Source organism: Nostoc sp. DedQUE12b (assembly GCF_034530835.1).
GTDB lineage: Bacteria > Cyanobacteriota > Cyanobacteriia > Cyanobacteriales > Nostocaceae > Nostoc.
The window spans coordinates 1-18,423 of sequence record NZ_JAVRCI010000068.1; the positions used below are offsets into that span (position 1 = coordinate 1).

The 18,423-nt window shown below is 41.5% G+C and carries 7 protein-coding genes; all 7 read right to left on the reverse strand.

Going from position 1 to position 18,423, the window contains the following annotated elements; genetic code table 11:
* Positions 1–354, reverse strand: a 354-nt coding sequence (locus RMY16_RS25440) for a VCBS repeat-containing protein (RefSeq protein WP_322738686.1), incomplete at its 3' end; no start/stop codon positions are given.
* Positions 355–933: 579 nt separating this feature from the next.
* A complete protein-coding gene (locus RMY16_RS25445; RefSeq protein ID WP_322738687.1) occupies positions 934–5,100 on the reverse strand; it encodes an amino acid adenylation domain-containing protein in 4,167 nt (1,388 codons plus the stop codon).
* A complete protein-coding gene (locus RMY16_RS25450; protein ID WP_322738688.1) occupies positions 5,097–8,363 on the reverse strand; it encodes an amino acid adenylation domain-containing protein in 3,267 nt (1,088 codons plus the stop codon). The genes RMY16_RS25445 and RMY16_RS25450 overlap by 4 nt, the downstream gene beginning before the upstream one ends.
* Positions 8,364–8,429: 66 nt before the next feature.
* Entirely contained in the window at positions 8,430–9,572 is a 1,143-nt protein-coding gene (locus tag RMY16_RS25455) for an acyltransferase (protein ID WP_322738689.1), read from the reverse strand.
* Between the two features lie 240 nt (positions 9,573–9,812).
* Positions 9,813–10,811 carry a cupin-like domain-containing protein gene (locus RMY16_RS25460; protein ID WP_322738690.1) on the reverse strand — a complete coding sequence of 333 codons (999 nt, stop codon included), beginning with the start codon at positions 10,809–10,811 and terminating at the stop codon, positions 9,813–9,815.
* An 87-nt stretch (positions 10,812–10,898) separates the two neighbouring features.
* Complete coding sequence (locus tag RMY16_RS25465; RefSeq protein WP_322738691.1) at positions 10,899–15,830, reverse strand: aminotransferase class III-fold pyridoxal phosphate-dependent enzyme; 4,932 nt, start codon at positions 15,828–15,830, stop codon at positions 10,899–10,901.
* Positions 15,831–15,833: 3 nt separating this feature from the next.
* Positions 15,834–17,861, reverse strand: a complete 2,028-nt coding sequence (locus RMY16_RS25470; RefSeq protein WP_322738692.1) for a non-ribosomal peptide synthetase — start codon at positions 17,859–17,861, stop codon at positions 15,834–15,836.
* Between the last annotated feature and the right edge of the window lie 562 nt (positions 17,862–18,423).

Sequence of the window (18,423 nt, forward strand, 5' to 3'; positions counted from 1 at the left end):
AACGGCATTAGGATTTGCTCCGACTGCAAAATTGGTGGGTGTGCCAAAGCCGCCACTGCCATCGTTCAGCAGCACCGATACATTGTTGTCAGTGGAGTTCGTTACCACAAAGTCTAGTTTGCTGTCACCGTCAAAATCTGCTACAGCAACGAAACGAGGGCCTACACCGACTGTGTAGTTAGTGGGAGCGCCAAAGCCGCCACTGCCATCGTTCAACAGCACTGAGACATTGTTGTCATCAGAGTTAGCAATTACCAAGTCTTTTTTACCGTCACCGTCAATATCTGCCGTAGTAACGGAATTGGGATTTGTCCCAGATGGGAAGTTAGTCGCATTTACAAATGATACGCTCATAATTGCTTTTATTAATAGTGTTTTAGCTTCCTTACTCCTATTTCTGCTAGTAAAGCTAACATTCTTTGTTAGCAAAGTAGGAATGTCCAGCTTATTGTGTTAATCATGGCAGTAACATCAGTAAATACACTAAGCAGTATCGAGTTTATGACTCATGCAAAGGCTTTATTGGCGATCGCATTTACACATCACATCCATAGAACCCATTTGGGATCTTTTCTAGACATATAAAGGTTGCCAGAAGGCTGTTTTAAACAACCTAGTAACCAGGGGGTGGTAAATCATAGAGCAATTGATGCAAAAGTATGAAATCCGGCTTTGCACAAGACTTATAGACAGAAAAATAGAACCCAAATGGGATCTATAGTTGAAGTTATTACCCACGCATAAAACAACCCCATCCAGAAGCGAGATGAGGTTGAAAGCTATAACTATTTCTGCAAAGTAAATAAATTTTCAGACAATAGCTCGATCTATACAAGCCCTCATCTTTTCAGATAGAGTTCGGACATGGGGTTCTCTAAAAATAGAGTCGTGGTTTGCTGGGGCATTTTTAATATACAAACCACCTAAGACCATTTAACTCCAACCCATTTGGGGGTCAACCTCCCGTTTTTCCAATGCATTGCGTTCTTCTGCTCGGAATACAGTGACTCGACCTGGATAAGCTTTTAGAACGTATTCTCTGGCTGCCTGTTTATTGGCTTCTTCGATTGTTAATTTCCGGTAGTTATAAGGTACAGTCCGCCAAATTCTTAAGGAAAATTTAAAGATAAATTTTCGTAACTTTTCTTGAAGTTTATACTTCAGCCAAGAGCTTTTATTCTTGATTTGCTCAAGCACGTAATTAGTCCCAAGTTTTGTCAGGTTGTCCCAATGCTGAGAAACTCGCTTTTCTAATGGCGCTTGTTTAATATAATTAGGGCCAGTGGTATCAAATAAAGCTAACAGAGCTACTTTTTGACCTTGCTTTACGAGTTGTTGAGCCATCTCCCAAGCTACTAGCCCGCCAAAGGAAGAACCACCCAAAAAATAAGGGCCTTCAGGTTGAATAGTTTGTATCTCTTTGATGTAATGAGCCGCCATTTGTGCGAGCTTGGTAAAGGGAGCTTCTTTCCCATTTAATCCTCGTGCTTGTAGTGCATAAAATGGCTGATTTTCACCTAAATGAAGTGATAAATCTCGGTAGTAGAGGACACTTAAGCCAATTGCATGGATACAAAAAAGAGGTGGCTTAGAACCGTTGGGCTGCATTGGTACTAGTGATGACCAAGGCATCGGTTTTTCTGAGTTGATACTAGTATTACTCTCAACCTGATTATGGCTTTCTGGCAAAAGCCCTTGCTGGCGAATAAAATTAGTTAACTGCTCAATGGTTGAAGATTGCAAGATAATAGCTATGGGCAGATTTAGACCAAATGTCTTTTCAATCTGAGAAAACAGGTGTACTGCAAGTAGTGAGTTTCCACCCAAATCAAAAAAGTTGTCTTTTATGCCAATGGGATGAATACCTAAAATGTTTTCCCAGATTTTAGTTAATTGAAGTTGTAATGGATCTTCTGCTGTGGCAAATGTTTTTTCTATTTTAGAATTAGTTAGATTCAGCACAGATAAGGCTTTACGATTGACTTGGTTATTAGCATTCAATGGCAGAGAATCGACTATGAAAAAAGCAGAAGGCAACAAATGTTCAGGTAACTTTTGCTGGAGAAAACTCAGCAGTTGCTCGCTCCCAAAAGTCTCTCCTTGTTTGGGGACAACATAAGCAACTAAACTTTTATCTCCAAGAACATCTTCTTTGGCAATCACCACAGTTTTTTGTACGCCTGGATATTGATCCAAAATTGTTTCAATTTCAGCCAACTCAATGCGAAAGCCGCGAATTTTTACCTGATTGTCTAAGCGGCCTACAAACTCAATATTGCCGTCACTTAAGTAGCGTCCTAAATCACCAGTTCTGTAAAGGTATGCTCCAGATTCGCTGCTAAAGGGATTGGGGATAAATTTCTCAGATGTTAATTCGGGACGATTAAAGTAGCCTTGGGTAACACCGATACCACTGATGTAGATTTCACCAGTTACACCAATAGGAAGGAGTTGCGATCGCCCATCGAGGATGTAGATTTGGGTATTGGCGATCGCTTTTCCTATAGGAATTTCTGATCGAGTGCTGTCTTCAGTGGCAGTTTTCGGATCGTAAACCGTGGCTGTTAAGGTTGTTTCTAGCGATCCATAAGCATTCAGCCAGCGTACTTGCTTGCAAACTTTTTCTACCCAAGTTAGATAAGCATGGCGTGAAACTTTTTCACCACCAACCATAACTAAGCGCAAGCTGGCTGGCAAAGTTTGGGGAAATACAGATGGCTCTTTAATTAACTCATACCAAAAAGCAGTAGGTAAATTGACAACGCTAATCTGTTGTTGAGCAATAAATGGGAAAAACTGCGTCGTCGAGTTTTGTAGCTCTTGAGGCTGGAGAATTGCAGTAGCACCAGTAATCCAAGTGGGAAAGAGTGATTCAATGAACGTATCGCAGCTGATACTAGGTATGAGTAGTAGGCGATCGCTCTGAGTCAACTCCCAAGTTTGGCTTATTGCCAAGCTGTGGCTGACAAGATTATGGTGGGTAATAGCTATACCGTTGGGTTTTCCATTGCAGCCGGACACATACATTACGCAGGCAAGAGTCCGATCTGTGCCATAACTTTCTGGATTTTCAGTCACGTGTACGGCAATAACTTCCCAATCACTATCCAAACAGATAGCTTGTGCCTGATGCTCAGAGAGCTTCTTAACTAATGAGCTTTGGGTTAACACCAAAGATATTTGGGCATCTTCTAAAATGACAGCCAAATCATCTTGCCCAGATGTCGGAGCGATCGGTACGTAAGTTCCACCGACTTTCAAAATACCCAACAGCCCCACAATCATCTCTAGGGAAGGCTCTAGATAAAGACCGATGAGTACCCCCGATTCTACCCCTAAAGTTTGCAAATAGTAGGCTAGTTGATTTGCCCGCTGGTTAAGTTCCTGATAAGTTAGTTGCTGATTTTTAAAACTTACTGCAATATTATTTGGAGTGGCTTTAGCTTGATTTTCAAACCACTGATGGATACAAGTATACTGAGGATAATTAGCTTGTTTGCTATTCCACTCAACTAACAATTGATGTTGTTCGGGTGCTGTCAACAGGGGTAATTCAGCAATCGGGCGATCGGGATTAGCAACAATACCTTCGAGTAAAGTTTTGAAGTGTCCCAACATCCGCTCTATGGTACTGGCATCAAACATCTCGGCATTGTAATCAAATACCATGCCTAAACCATTATCCTGTTCCCGCAAGACCAATGTCAGATCGTATTTGGTTTTGCCATGATAGATGTAGCCAAATAGAGAAGTGATAGTCAAATCAGGTAGTTGCACTGATGCCATGCCACGACCATTCGACCAAGGAGGATTGAGGGAGAATTTTACCTGAAACAGTGGCGAAGTATTGCGACTTCGCTGTTCTGGTTTAAGTTCTTCAATTAGCTTCTCAAAGGGTAGGTCTTGATGGGTATAAGCCTCTAAGCAATCCTTACGCACTCGGTCTAATAATTCTCGGAAAGTTGGGTTTCCTGCAAAGTTACTCCGCAGTACAAGAGTATTAGAAAAAAATCCAATCAGCTCCTCGGTTTCAACTTGTCCTCGACCCGCACTTGCAAAGTTAATTAGTAGGTCTTCTTGTCCAGAATAACGGTAGAGCAATAGCTCGAATGCTGCTAATAGAGTCATGAACAGGGTGACACCCCATTTTTGACTCAGGTCTGTCAGAGTATGGTTCAGCGCCTTTGATAGCAGGAGGGCAGCGCGATCGCCTCGATAGGTTTGCACTCCTTGAGGACGGGGGCGATCGTAAGGTAACTCAATGATCGGTAAATTGCCTTCTAGCTTTTGCTTCCAGTAGTTTACTTGTGACTCTAAAACCTCTCCCTGGAGCCATTGATATTGCCAATTGGTAAAATCAGCATACTGCACTGGTAAGGGAGTTAAAGGAGAAGCTTTTCCCGCCGACAATGCTTTATAGATATTAGTGAGGTCTTGATAGAACAGATCGGATGAAGCTCCATCACAAACTATGCAATGCATATTCCAGATTAGCAGATGTTCGCGATCGCTCAATCGCAGCAGTAACACCCGCAAAATTGGCCCATTGCCTAAATCAAAGGGTTGATGAGCTTCTTTAGTTGCCAGTAGGTAAGCTTCCGCTTCTCGTTGTTCATCTGGTACTTGCCGCAAGTCAATTATTGGCAGTGTCAAGGAAACATCGGTGGCGATGACTTGAGTGGGCTTTCCATTCACTGCTGGAAAAGTTGTCCGCAAAACTTCATGGCGACGGACGACTTCTCTTAAACTTTCTTCTAAGACAGCAACATTCAGATTCCCCGTAAAACGCACCACAACTGGCATATTATTTGAGGAACTATCAGGTTCAAACTGATGGAGGAACCATATCCGTTGTTGACCAAAGGAAAGCGGCAAGTTGCCATTCCGTTCACAAGCGACAATTGGGGGAATCTGTGAACTGGCGGCTGTGTTAATTTGTCGGAGAAAGTTGATGATTTCGGCTTTTTGAGTTTTTAACTCGGTCAGCAATTCTGGTGTGAGACTATCTTTTGCGGCCCGATAGCGTAAGCGTTCGCCCTCTAGCCAAAGTTTGACATCGCGCTGACGTAGCTCAGATAGTAGTTCATCTAATGTTTTCATAGCTCACCTTCCTCGTAATCATCAGCTGTTTCACTCTCAGCAGCTTGAACGCCTTGGGTTGCCCACCGCAGAGTTTCCACTCGTTCAGCCAAATCTGCTACTGTTGGTAATTCAAATAAATTGGACATCAAAATTTCTGCTTGCAAGGCTTGGCGCACTCGAGAAACCACTTGAATTCCTAGTAGAGAATATCCACCCAATTCAAAAAAGTTGTCGTTAATCCCAACCTGCTTGACATTAAGAACCTGCGCCCAGATATCTGCAATCTGCTGTTCAATGGGAGTGCGAGGCGCTACATAATTTGCCTCCAGTTCCGGGCGGGAAGCATCAGGCTGTGGCAATGCCTTGCGATCGACTTTGCCATTGGGGGTTAACGGCATCGCTTCTAGTGCCATAAAGATTGTTGGCACCATAAAGTCAGGAAGTTGTTGTTTCAAGAATCGATGCAATTGCGAAATTACTTCCAAGCTATCTTGAGCAGTTTCGGCAACAATATAACCGACTAAACTAGTCTCATTAGAAATGTCTTCTCGAACAATTACAACAGCTTCTTTTACTCCTGGATGTTGTAGGAGTGCGGTTTCAATTTCACCCAATTCTATGCGGAAACCACGCACTTTTACCTGATAGTCGATACGACCCAAGTATTCAATATGTCCATCTGGTAAATAGCGAGCCAAATCCCCAGTTTTGTATAAGCGCGATTCAGGATTTGGGCTGAAGGGATTAGAAATAAATCTTTCAGCAGTCAGTTCGGGACGATTTAGATATCCCCTTGCTAGTCCTTCGCCACCAATATACAACTCACCTGATATACCAATGGGAACGGGTTGTAAATGGGAGTCTAAAATGTAGATTTGGGTATTAGCTAGAGGGCAACCAATGCCTATTGCTTTATTTGCCGTTGTCACCTTATAGCCTGTTGACCAAATCGTTGTTTCTGTAGGCCCGTACAGGTTCCACAGACAAGCTCCCTTGGGTAATAATTGATTTGCGAGGTCTCTAGGTAAGGCTTCACCTGTGGAAATCATCTTCAGTTGAGGACTACCTTGCCATCCGGCTGCCAGTAGTAGCCGCCAAGTAACTGGTGTCGGTTGCATAAAGGTTGCCCCAGAGGTGGTTAGCGCTTTTAACAGTTGAGTACCATCAGCCGCAACTTCACGGCTCACCAATACTAACTTCGCACCTACAGACAGGGGTAGAAAAATTTCTGAAACGGCAATATCAAAGGATAGGCTAGTAACAGACAGGAGAGTATCCTCAGCAGTTAAACCGGGTTCTTTAGCGATCGCATTCAGCAGATTAACAGCACTCTGATGTTGAATTTGAACGCCTTTCGGTTGACCTGTCGAGCCAGATGTATAAATGACGTAGGCTACGTTATTGGAAGTGACGTTATGTGTTGGGTTATCTAACCCGTAATCTATGGATTGCCAGTTGCTATCAAGGCAAACAATCTCTGCTTGATGGTTGGGTAGCCACGACTTTAGCTTCTCCTGCGTTAGTAGCACTGACACCTGAGCATCTTGCAGCATGAAAGCTAAACGTTCTTGAGGATAAGCATAATCTAATGGTACGTATGCTCCTCCGGCTTTGAGAATGCCTAAAACTCCTACAACCATTTCCAAGCTGCGCTCGACACACAGACCAACCAGAACTTCTGACCCGACTCCTAAACTTTGGAGGTAATGGGCTAGCTGATTGGCTCGCTGATTCAGTTCGCGGTAGCTAATTTGTCGATCTTCAAAAACTACAGCGATCGCATCTGGAGTCTTTTCCACTTGAGTTTCAAACAGCTGGTGAATGCAGATATCTTGGGGATAAGCTGTTTGAGTATTGTTCCATGTTGCTAATAACTGTTGCTCAACTGCTGGCAAAATTGGCAATTTAGCAATAATTTGATTAGGATTAGCAACTATGCCCAATAACAAAGTTTCAAACTCTGCCATCCGGCGGCGGATAGTGTCAGCGTCAAATAAATTAGTGTTGTACTGGCATTCCAAAATAAGTTCACCATGCGATTCTGTAGCATTGATAAACAGTTCAAAATTCTCGAATGCGCGGGGATTGGAGAAAAATTCTACCTCTAACCCAATAAACGGAAGTCGATCGCTGTCTAAGGCTTGATCGACATTAAATATAATTGGTACTAAGGGAATACGGCTGGAATCCCGTGGCAATACTAATTTTTTGACCAGACTGCCAAAGGTAAATTGTTGATGGTCATAAGCATCTAAGACAGCCGAACGCCGCGTTTGCAAGTAGTCGCTGAAAGATTTTTCGCCATTAATCTGGCTACGCAATGGTAGTAAATTAACACAGTGACCTACGAGATTATATTGCCCTAAAGCAGCTTGTCCGGCGGCTGGAATACCTACAACTAAATCGTTTTGTCCTGTTAGTCGGTGCAGCCAGACCTCGAATCCTCCCAGGATCGTAGTCATAAAGCTACAACCGAGTTTTGTTCCTAGTTGTTTCAGGTTGGCAACTAATTCGGGATTTAAATGCCAATCTTCGCGGGCGGCATTAAAGGTTCTGAGTGGGGGACGGGGGCGATCGCTAGGGAAATCCAGTACAGGTACAGAGTCAGCGAATTGTTGTAACCAGTATTGTTCTGTGGCGATCGCTTCTGGACTATCCGCCTCTTCTTCCTGCAAAATCGCATATTCACTTAAGTAGTCTGGTTCTTCTAATTCAGGAACAATACCCTGTTGCAAGCCAGAATAAAATTTACCCAAATCTGGCATCAGTACTGCCCAAGACCAACCATCACAAATAATATGATGAGCTGTCAAAATAGCTAGATGCTCCTGCGGTTGCAATTTAATAATTTTTGCCCTAAATAGAGGTCCATGTTCCAAATCAAAAGGTTGCTCTACCTCTTGTCGCAAAATACTAGCTAATTTTTCCTGTTTTTCCTGTGGTTCTAGGTTAGACAGTTCAATAATAGGAATTTCAATTTGCCGAGAAGCAACAATGCAGAGTGTATTGCCATCGGTACTAAAAGTTGTTCGTAGTGCTTCATGACGTTGCACTAACTTTTCCACCGCAGATTGGAAAAGTTTGACATCAAGGTTGCCTTTTAATCGCAGAGATTGAGACTCATTATAAGCACAATTAGCAGCATCGCCCATTTGCACAGAAGCCCAAATTTCTTTTTGTGATTCTGTAGCAGGGGCGGTTAGAAGTAATTCTCCATCTGCAAATGGATCAAAATCAACCGCAGTTAATGTCGATTGGTAATCTACAGGTGATAAGGTCATAAAACTCTATTATTTTCTCAGTTTATTGAATGTGGATAAATCTCAATCTTTTTTAGATTACTGACTTTAAATACCTTGTTTAGCTAAGATTGTAGATTTTAAATAATTACGTGCAGGGACTTCTACATATCTATATGTCAATGATGCAGCCAACAAGACAATCATAAGAAATACTCCTAAAGATGTCAACGATTGATATTCTGTGAATTCTTTGCCAAAAACATCGTTAAATTTATAAAACCAGAAAACTTTTAACAATTCTTGCACAAACCAATGAACCATATAAGTTGAGTAAGAGATAGTCCCAATATATAGCATTAACTGTGAATTTAGAAACTTTAATACAATACTTTTGTTGTTGATACATACAGATAAAATCAGTAGAGAAAAAGCTGGTAAAATTAACCAATCATGAATGTTACGAAAATGATGCCAGTAGTAATGCATAATTAAAATTATCCAAGTTATAGCTATAATTGCCAGGAAATTAAGATTAAAATACTTTTTATAATTACCTCTATGATAAATTTTGTAAGTTATAATACCAAGGATGCATTCTAGCCCACATCTAGCTATCGAAGGTATGCCAATAATAGTATCTAAATTTCCACGGGTAAAGGTGATTAGTAGTAATATACAAAAGAGAGTATAACTATAAATTATCAAATCGTTTTTGGATTTGTTTTTTAATAAAATTAATAATAAAAATGGAAATATACAGTAAATGAAAAACTCTACACTTATTGACCAAGCTGGCTCATTCCAATAGGTATTACACCATAATAAAGGTAAGCACTTTATGTCAAATGCTTGGATAAGAAAAATATTGGAAAAAAGAGCCGTTAAGTTAAATTTACCAGTAAAAGCAGAAGTGTTTAGGAAAATTAATTTTACAACCTCTAATCCAACAAATAGAAAAATAATAAATATATGCAGAGGATAAATTCTCGCAAAACGCGAGAATAAATATGAACGATAGTTCTTTAAACTGACTTTTAAACAAAAAGTCTCTGCATAAACGTGGGTCATGATAAAACCACTCAAAATAAAGAAAAAATCAACCCATAAATATCCATTTTGGAAAAAATTAGTATAGGCTGATAAAGTTGAACCTGTTTTCGGTAAACCGTAGTAAGAAAAATGGTGTATAACAACAACCAAGGCTGCAATACCGCGTAAAGAAGTGAGCGATTTGATGTGTTTATACATTGAAATTTTTGGTTTTAGTTTCTCTCTATAGCAATCCTATTTAAATTGTAAAAATCATTTTTAAAATTAGATGCGTAGTTGATTTATTTCGGTTATATCAAGAATGTCAAAAGTACTAATTTTGTATAAGAACAAGCTACGCAAAACATCTAAAAAAGAAGATTTTACAAATAATTTCTAATTGCTATAGAACACCGATTCAGTATTGAAACTAATTAATAATTAGTCATTTGAGAAAAATTAGATCTTTTTCACAATCTTGTTGATAAATTGCTTTAACTTTCCCTCAATAGATTTTAGTTTTAATACACCAGAGCGCAGGATCATAAATTTACTTTTCGGTCGGCGATCCGATAGAAGACCGAGAGCAAAAATTTTGAGCTGATCTTTCAAAGCAGATTGATCTGGTGGAGTGGGTTTTAATCCCAGTCTGCGTAAGTAGCTGTTGACTTGATATATTCTGGCTTTGAAATCATAAGGTCGCAGATAAAAGAGGATACTCAAAGCTACAGAGACATTATTACTATTTTTGGCCCAATGGGGTGCCAATATCGGATGATGGAGTCCCTTGCCTGGTTGTAAATGGTAAACCCTTGCTTTGCTCTGATTCTCCTCTCTATAATTTGCTACATTCAGGTCGCCTACATAAAATTTTTCAATTTCCTCTTCGCTCAGTACAGAACGATCGCTTTGATTGAAGAGGCTCATATCTTTCTCGCCCTGAATTTGAAACAGGAAATTCAACTCACTATCGATATGATAAGGTGTAATAGAATTTGGGGAACCAATAAAGATGTAAGCACCTAGCCACGTCATCTGCTTCCGAAGCGGTTTACCTGTAAGAGTTTCGAGTTCAGTTATAATCTGGTTGACCAAGGCAGCATATTCTGGGTCTACTTGAACATCTTCAAGCATGACCCAAGAATCCGATTCTCCGATATGTGCGATCGCCTCGTTAATTTGCTTGATTCCAGGTCGCTGATTCCACTTTTGCTCGACAGGAACTTTGCTGATATAAGACTGGATTTTATTTGTTCTACCCTGACTTAGCATAGTATTTGCCAGTTCAACTAAGCGGGGGATCTCAAATAAAGGATGTCCTGCAAGGTTGTGCGAAAACATGAAGTGAGAAGAGTTGAAGTTTTCCCGGAAGTTTGAAACATCAGTTTCAATGATTTGTTCGGGAATTTCCAGATCGGACTTAATAGAACTCGGTTCAAGTAGATTATCAACTGACATACAAAACCTGGATGGATGAGTATTTACTATTTGCAAAAATTACTGACGCTCACTACACTTTCTATACACTTGATTTTTTAAAGCACTTCAGAGAACACTTGCGACTTGTAAATATTTCCCAGGACGCTCGGTATCAGGGATATACCAAGCGGGGTTTCCTTGGGGATCTCGTCCTAATTTGGCATCAGGTTGCGGAGGACGATTACGTAAACTGTTATTGGTTTCGCGGTTTGTTACTTCTATAGGCGGTGCAGACAAGAAGCCAGCAGACTGCATTTCGGCAATACTTTCTTTAAAGGCTGCCATTACCAAAGCGAGATCGGCTTCGGAATGAGCTGTCGTCAAGAAGCAAGGACGGTGATCCCAAGTATGCACTCCCTTATCCCGCAGCAAGTAAAACAGTAAATCTCCGTAGGGAAACTCTGGTAAAGACTTCACCATGAAGAGGGAGCCGAAATTATAAGCTGTAAACGGAGCCTGAACTTGCTGGAAATAGCCCATAAGTTCCGCTACAAACTTATCGGTTCTGGCATTGAGATTTTGCTGTAAGCTGGGGCCACTCTGTTTTAAATGCTGAAGTACTGCTTTAGCGGCTGCTAGTACTAAAGGATGGCGGACGAAAGTGCCGGCGAAGTAAGTCACGCCTACTTCTGGAACGGAGTCATCGCCAAACTGCCAAAACCCTCCATCCAAAGCATCCATATATTGTGATTTACCAGCAATGACTCCAATTGGTAGCCCACCGCCCACAATCTTACCGTAGGTTGCTATGTCTGCCTTGATACCGAAATGCGCTTGAGCGCCACCTGGATGAATTCTGAATCCGGTAACGATTTCATCAAAAATCAGAGCAATACCAGCTTCTTCGGTGAAATCACGCAATTGCTGAAGGAATTCTTTAGGCTGGTATTCAGGACGACGGCTTTGCACAGATTCCACCATCACTGCTGCTAACTCATCAGCCCGACTTCTGAGGATTTCTAGAGACTCAGGCGAATCATAGTCCACCACCAAAATGTTCTCTACCATTTCCGGTGGGATACCAGGAGCAGCAGGAATTGACCGGAGTTTCTTTGTACCTCGAACAATTACTTCATCCAAAATACCGTGATAAGCTCCAGAAAAGATGGCGATTAAGTTACGTCCTGTGATGGTGCGTGCCATCCGCATCGCTCCCAGAACCGCTTCTGAACCAGTGTTGCAAAAAGCTGCTCGGTCAAAGTTGGTCAACTCACACATCAGCTTTGCCACTTCTCCAACTAAGGGAGTTTGCGGCCCAATTTCCATACCGAGTTTGAGTTGTGCTTCAATTGCTTCGGTAATGAAAGGTGGCGACCAACCAAACAAATTCAAGCCAAAGCCATTGCTTAAATCGACATATTCATTGCCATCAACATCCCAAAGTTTAGAACCTGAGGAACGAGATGCCACGATGGGGTAAACCATCTCTTTCATCGTCGGATTAAACCCGGAAACAGTTCTGGGATCTGCTAAGTAAGGGCGATGAGTTTGAGTATATTCTTTGGATTTTTGAGTCCGTTTTGTATATCTTTGGATAATTTTGTCTAGATGAGTGCGTTGTTGATCTGTCAAAGTTTTAGTCTGGGTCTTTTCGATTCGAGCAGCCGCACCAAATGCCTTTTTAGCACCATTTGACTCTGTTTCTACTGATGCTGATTCTTTGCTGGTTTGGATTGGGGGGACAGATACAGCATTTTGTGGCTTGACACCATTATTTTGAGATGTTGCCGCAGGTACAACTGGGATTGTTATAGATTGACTGCTATTACCCAATAGCGCCAATTGCTGGCTCATAATTTGTAGCTGCTGATTAATCACACCTTCTAGGACGCTACTAGATGCAGCAGGTTGGAGGGAAATCTTAGGTGCAGATCCATTTGATCCATTTGTATGAACTTCATGAACCACCAAGGTGGGTGATGTGGTTACAGGTGCAGGTTCTGGCAATGAGGTTTCTGGAATTGGGTCTGCAACGGTTTCTATTAATCCTAGTGCAGATAAAGTTTCGGGAGACAAGGCTTGATTGATTAAGTCAGCCAACGTTACTAAGTTCGGGCAAATTTCTAGTAACTGCCTAAGTGTTACCTTGACTTTAAATTTTTTCTTCAAAGCTAACCCGACTTGCGTTAGAGATAAGGAATCTAACCCCATTTCTAAAAATGTTGTCGAGTCGTCAACACTAGCAATTTCCAATCCTGATGTCTCTTCGATAACTTCTTTGAGCAGAGGAATAAGCTTTTGCTGAGGGTATGTTGTCATAGTTTGGGTCTTTTCTAATAAGTGAGGATTTAAAAGTTTGGAAGTTGCTGCGCGATTGGGATGAGGTGGAGGATCAATCCAGAAGCGTTGACGTTCAAAAGGATAGGTAGGCAGAGGAATTCGTTGTCGTGTTTCCCTTTGATAGAAGTTGCTCCAGTCAATAGATACTCCTGCTAACCACAGTTGTCCTACTGCTTTGAGTAATGCCGTCCATTCGGCTTCGTTCTCGGCGTTATCACCCAAAGAAGGAATCGCTATCTGTTGTTTAATATCTTTTGCTTGTTGGCGGGCTAAGGTCGTAGTTGTGATTCGCGGCCCTACCTCTAACAGTAGGCGTTCTGGCTGCTGCCATAAGGTTTGTACGCCCTCTGCAAATCGCACAGTCTGACGCAGATGTGTAGCCCAATACATCGGATCGGTTGCTTGATGGGTTGTAATCCAGTCGGCGGTAACTGTGGATACAAAGGGAATTTGGGGTGGCGATAATTTAACTTTCCCAACTACCTCAGCAAAGGGGTGAATGATGCTATCCATCATTGGGGAGTGGAAAGCGTGGGAAGTGTGTAAATGGCGACAGATAACTTCTTCGCTTTCTAATTGTTTTTGAAGAGATGCGATCGCCTCTGTGGGGCCAGAAACTACACACAGAGAAGGGCCATTAATTGCGGCGATCGCTAGTTCTGCACTCAATCGCGGCTCTACCTCTTTGGCTGGTAGGCGCACTGAAAGCATAGCTCCTGCCGGTAACTCCCACATGAAGCGACCGCGAGTTGCAACTAACATCAGCGCATCTTCTAAGGTAAATACACCCGCAATACAGGCGGCGACAAATTCGCCAATACTGTGACCAATCATGGCTTGGGGCTTGACTCCCCAACTTTGCCACAGTTGCGCTAAAGCGTATTCAATGACGAATAGTGCTGGTTGGGTAAAGCAGGTTTGTCGCAATGAGATAGCCGCAGTTTCGCGCTCGCTTGGTGCAGGATAGATGATTTCTCGTAAATCCCTACCCAGTAAAGGCTTAAGGATTTCAGCACATTCATCTACTGCTTCCTGGAATACAGGTTCGTGGTTGTAGAGATTCAGTCCCATGTTCACATATTGCGATCCTTGTCCGGGGAACATGAAGACAACGGCTGGATTGCGGATCTCTGTATGACGAGTATTTACTTGATTTGGATCTAAAGATTGCAGGGCTGCGATCGCATCTGTAAGATCGTGACAAACTACACTGCGTCGGTAGTTAAAAGATTTGCGTCCTCGTTGTAGGGTATAAGCTACATCAGCTAAGTTAATTTCGGCATTGTATTGTAAATGCTGCTGTAAATTCGCGGTTGCAGCCTCTAAAGCTTGACTAGTTTTTGCCGAGAGCAACAATAGCTGCTGTGGGCGAGAAGATCCAGAACTTTGGATTTGTGGCGCTTCTTCTAGCACAATATGAGCATTAGTCCCGCCGACACCAAAAGAACTCACACCGGCTCGTCGCGGAGTTTCACCCTCCGACCATTCAGCTAGTTTGGTATTTACATAGAAAGGGCTGTTGGCAAGGTCAATCTTGGGATTGGGAGCCTCAAAATTTAAACTAGGTGGAATCTTTTTATAATGCAGGGCGAGAGCGGTTTTAATTAACCCTGCTACTCCAGCCGCCGCAACTAAATGTCCGACATTGCTTTTAAGAGAACCGATCGCACAAAATTGTTTAGCATCTGTATGTACCCGAAATGCTTGCGTCAGCGCTTCAATTTCAATCGGATCGCCTAAAGGTGTAGCTGTGCCGTGAGCTTCAATATAAGAGATGGTTTCTGGGTGAAAGTTAGCGTAAGCTTGCGCCATTGCAATGGCCTCTGCTTGTCCGTCTACGCTGGGAGCGGTAAAGCTCACCTTATCAGCGCCGTCATTATTGATACCAGAACCTCGAATGACAGCATAGATGCGATCGCCATCATGGAGTGCATCTTCTAAACGCTTGAGGACAACTACTCCCGCGCCATTGTTGAACATTGTGCCCTGAGCGCTGGCATCAAAAGGACGACAATGCCCATCTCCAGAGAGCATACTGCCTTCTTGAGCTATATAACCGCTGTTTTGGGGTGTAGTCATAGATACACCGCCAGACAAAGCCAAATCGCACTGATAGCTGGTTAAGGCTTGACAAGCCTGAATGACTGCTACTAAAGAAGTGGAACAGGCTGTATTGACGCTAACGGCTGGGCCTTTGAGGTTGAGCTTGTAAGCCGCACGGGTGGTTAAAAAGTCTTTTTCATTGGCTAACATCGTTTGAAACTCACCGATGCGATCGACAATTTCCATACGACCAGCAATATGGTTAGCAAAATAAGTATTTTGACCACAACCAGCGTATAAACCAATCAAACCTTCAAAAGACTCTGATTCATAACCAGCATTTTCTAGGGCTTCATAAACCAACTCTAGGAATACTCTAGCCTGTGGATCCATAACCACAGCTTCAAGTGGATTAATGCCAAAGAAAGCGGCATCAAAGGTTTCGCCCCCAGGAATTATCCCTCTAGCTTTTACATAGCTAGGATCTTTGCAAAGGTTCGGATCGATACTAGGATCTAATTCTTCATCTTCAAAGAAAGTCGTTGATTCTAATCCCTCGCACAGATTGCGCCAAAATTCATCGACATTTCCAGCGCCAGGAAATCTTCCTACCATGCCAATAATGGCAACACCATCACTAGGATCTTGGTTATCGGATGCTTGCATATTTACCATTGCTTAAACACCTTGTTGATGATTACGGCGACGAGCACGAGCTGCTTGTTGGCGTTGAGCGCGATTTTGTAGCTTGTCAGAAGACGGTTGGCTGTTCTGCTTTGAATCCAAATACTTTGCTAAAGAGCCAATTGTTGAATACTGAAATAGCTTCACAGCAGGTAGCTCAATACCAAGTTCCTGTTTTATTCGCGCAGCAACTTGAAGAATTGAGATTGAAGTTGCTCCCAAATCAAAGAAATTATCATCAATCCCAACGTGATCGATTTTGAGCAGTTCGGATAAAATACCTGCAAGCAGACGTTCTAAATCGCTTTGCGGAGCAATGTACGCTTGTTCGAGTTGCGGACGTTCTCTACTTGGTGCTGGCAATTTATGTCTATCTACTTTGCCATTTGCAGTCAAAGGGAGTGACTCTAACATCATAAATGCCGATGGCACCATGTAATTAGGTAGTCGCTGTTGCAAGAAATCACGTAATTTATTGTGCGTGTATCCACTGTTATAGTGAGGAACAATATAAGCCGTTAACTGTTTTTCAACTGCTTCATCCTGACGAGCTAAAACGACAATTTCCCGAACATCAGGATGTTGTGCAATTTCTCGCTCAATTTCCCCTAGTTCAATGCGGAAACCACGAATTTTTACCTGATTGTCAATACGGCCTAAAAACTCAATATTTCCATCTGGAAGATAACGAGCTAAATCTCCTGTTTTGTAAAGGCGCGTTGCTAAATTGTTATCAAATGAGTGAGAAATGAATTTTTCGGCAATTAGGTCAGGGCGGTTCAAATAGCCTCTAGCTAATCCATCACCACCAATGTACAATTCACCAGCTTCTCCAATTGATACTGATTGGAGGTTTTTATCTAATATATAAACTTGGGTGTTAGCAATTGGACGACCAATAGGAATCGAAACATCTGGTTGTAGTGGGGCTGTTATCGGATGGCAGCAGGTAAAAGTTGTATTCTCAGTTGGCCCATAACCATTAATTAGTTGACAGTTCTCTACTGTTTGGAGAAACTTCTGTACATGGGGAACAGATAAGACATCACCACCCGCTAAAAGTTGACGCAAGGATTTTAAAGCATCAATTTTTTCATCTACTATTAGGTGGAATAGACCGGCTGTTAGCCAAAGAGTAGTAACTTGGTATTGCTGAATAATCTGCCCTAATTCTTCTAAAGATGGTGTATTAGGAGGGTAAATTACTAGTCGTCCGCCATTAAGTAAACAACCCCAAATTTCAAAAGTGGAAGCATCGAAGGAAATAGGAGCAAGTTGCAGAATTACTTCTTCAGGCGTGAGTTGAGCATAATTAGTTTCTTTGACTAACCTAACTACACCACGATGGATAACGCTAACACCTTTGGGTGTACCTGTAGAACCTGATGTATACATGACATAAGCCAAGTTATCAGCAGTGACACTAGTACTTAGGTTCTCTTTTTTATTTAGGGCGATTGTATTCCAATCTGTATCTAGGCAAATTACAAGTGCTGTGTGAGTAGGTAATTTGCTAACTAGTTCTTTTTGAGTTAATAGTACAGATACCTGGGTATCTGACAACATGAAAGCTAAACGTTCTTGTGGATACCCTGGATCTAATGGTACATAAGCTCCACCTGCTTTAAGGATAGCTAAGAGTGCTACAACCATTTCTAAAGAGCGCTCTATGCAGATTCCTACAAGAATCTCTGTTCCTACCCCTAATGATTGTAGATGTTTTGCTAGTTGATTAGCACGATTATTCAAATCTCTATAAGTAAGATGCTGATTATTAAAAATTAGTGCTATAGCATCAGGTGTTTTCTCGACTTGTGCTTCAAACAACTGATGAATAGACGCTTGTTGAGGATAATCAGTTTGGGTATGATTCCACTCTATTAGTAGGTTATTTTCAGCTTCTTTCAAAATAGGTGATGTTAACTTATCTCGTTCTAAGTTATTTTCTGATGATGAAGGTTGACCATTAGTCATCAGTAATTCATTTTTATTTTGAGCCAATGAATTAGTTGTTAGTTTCATTTTTAACTTAAAGCAAAAAAATTTATATCAATAAGTGACAAGGAATTGGATATATTTCAATTTAAGATTAAATGTTTATTTTCCGTATTTAGATAAACAGATAAAATAAAAAGTGAAAAAGCGTTTTTATGTGTTTTTATTTTAGTGTTTATATGTAGAATATATGGTTACATTGTTAGCTTTAAATTTATATTAAAAGAGTACTTTGACAAAAAATTATGCCGCAATCCTACAATATTTGTGTGAAAGGGCACCGACTCTAAGATTTAGTTCTCTCATTCTGACCTATTTCCTCCAAATCGTAGTTATTTTCAATACATCTTCATTGAAAATTAAAACTTTAGAGATGTTTGCAATGGGAATATTAACTGTACGCAGGCTTATTTTGAGATAACAAGAAGAATTAATACCTTGAGGAACAAGGAATACTGCGATTTTAGCAACTGATAAGTAATGTAAACTCTTCGAGGTAGGTTGGACTCCAGCAAAACGAGAATAGGGTGAGCATTACAATGCCCACCCCACAATAACCAACTATTTGCTGTAGTCTACGTAATTGAAA

What these genes read in the sequence shown, in the direction of transcription:
- RMY16_RS25470 (WP_322738692.1), bottom strand. Translation starts at nt 17,861, where the DNA reads ATGAAACTAACAACTAATTCATTGGCTCAAAATAAAAATGAATTACTG.
- RMY16_RS25465 (WP_322738691.1), bottom strand. Translation starts at nt 15,830, where the DNA reads ATGGTAAATATGCAAGCATCCGATAACCAAGATCCTAGTGATGGTGTT.
- RMY16_RS25445 (WP_322738687.1), bottom strand. Translation starts at nt 5,100, where the DNA reads ATGAAAACATTAGATGAACTACTATCTGAGCTACGTCAGCGCGATGTC.
- RMY16_RS25450 (WP_322738688.1), bottom strand. Translation starts at nt 8,363, where the DNA reads ATGACCTTATCACCTGTAGATTACCAATCGACATTAACTGCGGTTGAT.
- RMY16_RS25455 (WP_322738689.1), bottom strand. Translation starts at nt 9,572, where the DNA reads ATGTATAAACACATCAAATCGCTCACTTCTTTACGCGGTATTGCAGCC.
- RMY16_RS25460 (WP_322738690.1), bottom strand. Translation starts at nt 10,811, where the DNA reads ATGTCAGTTGATAATCTACTTGAACCGAGTTCTATTAAGTCCGATCTG.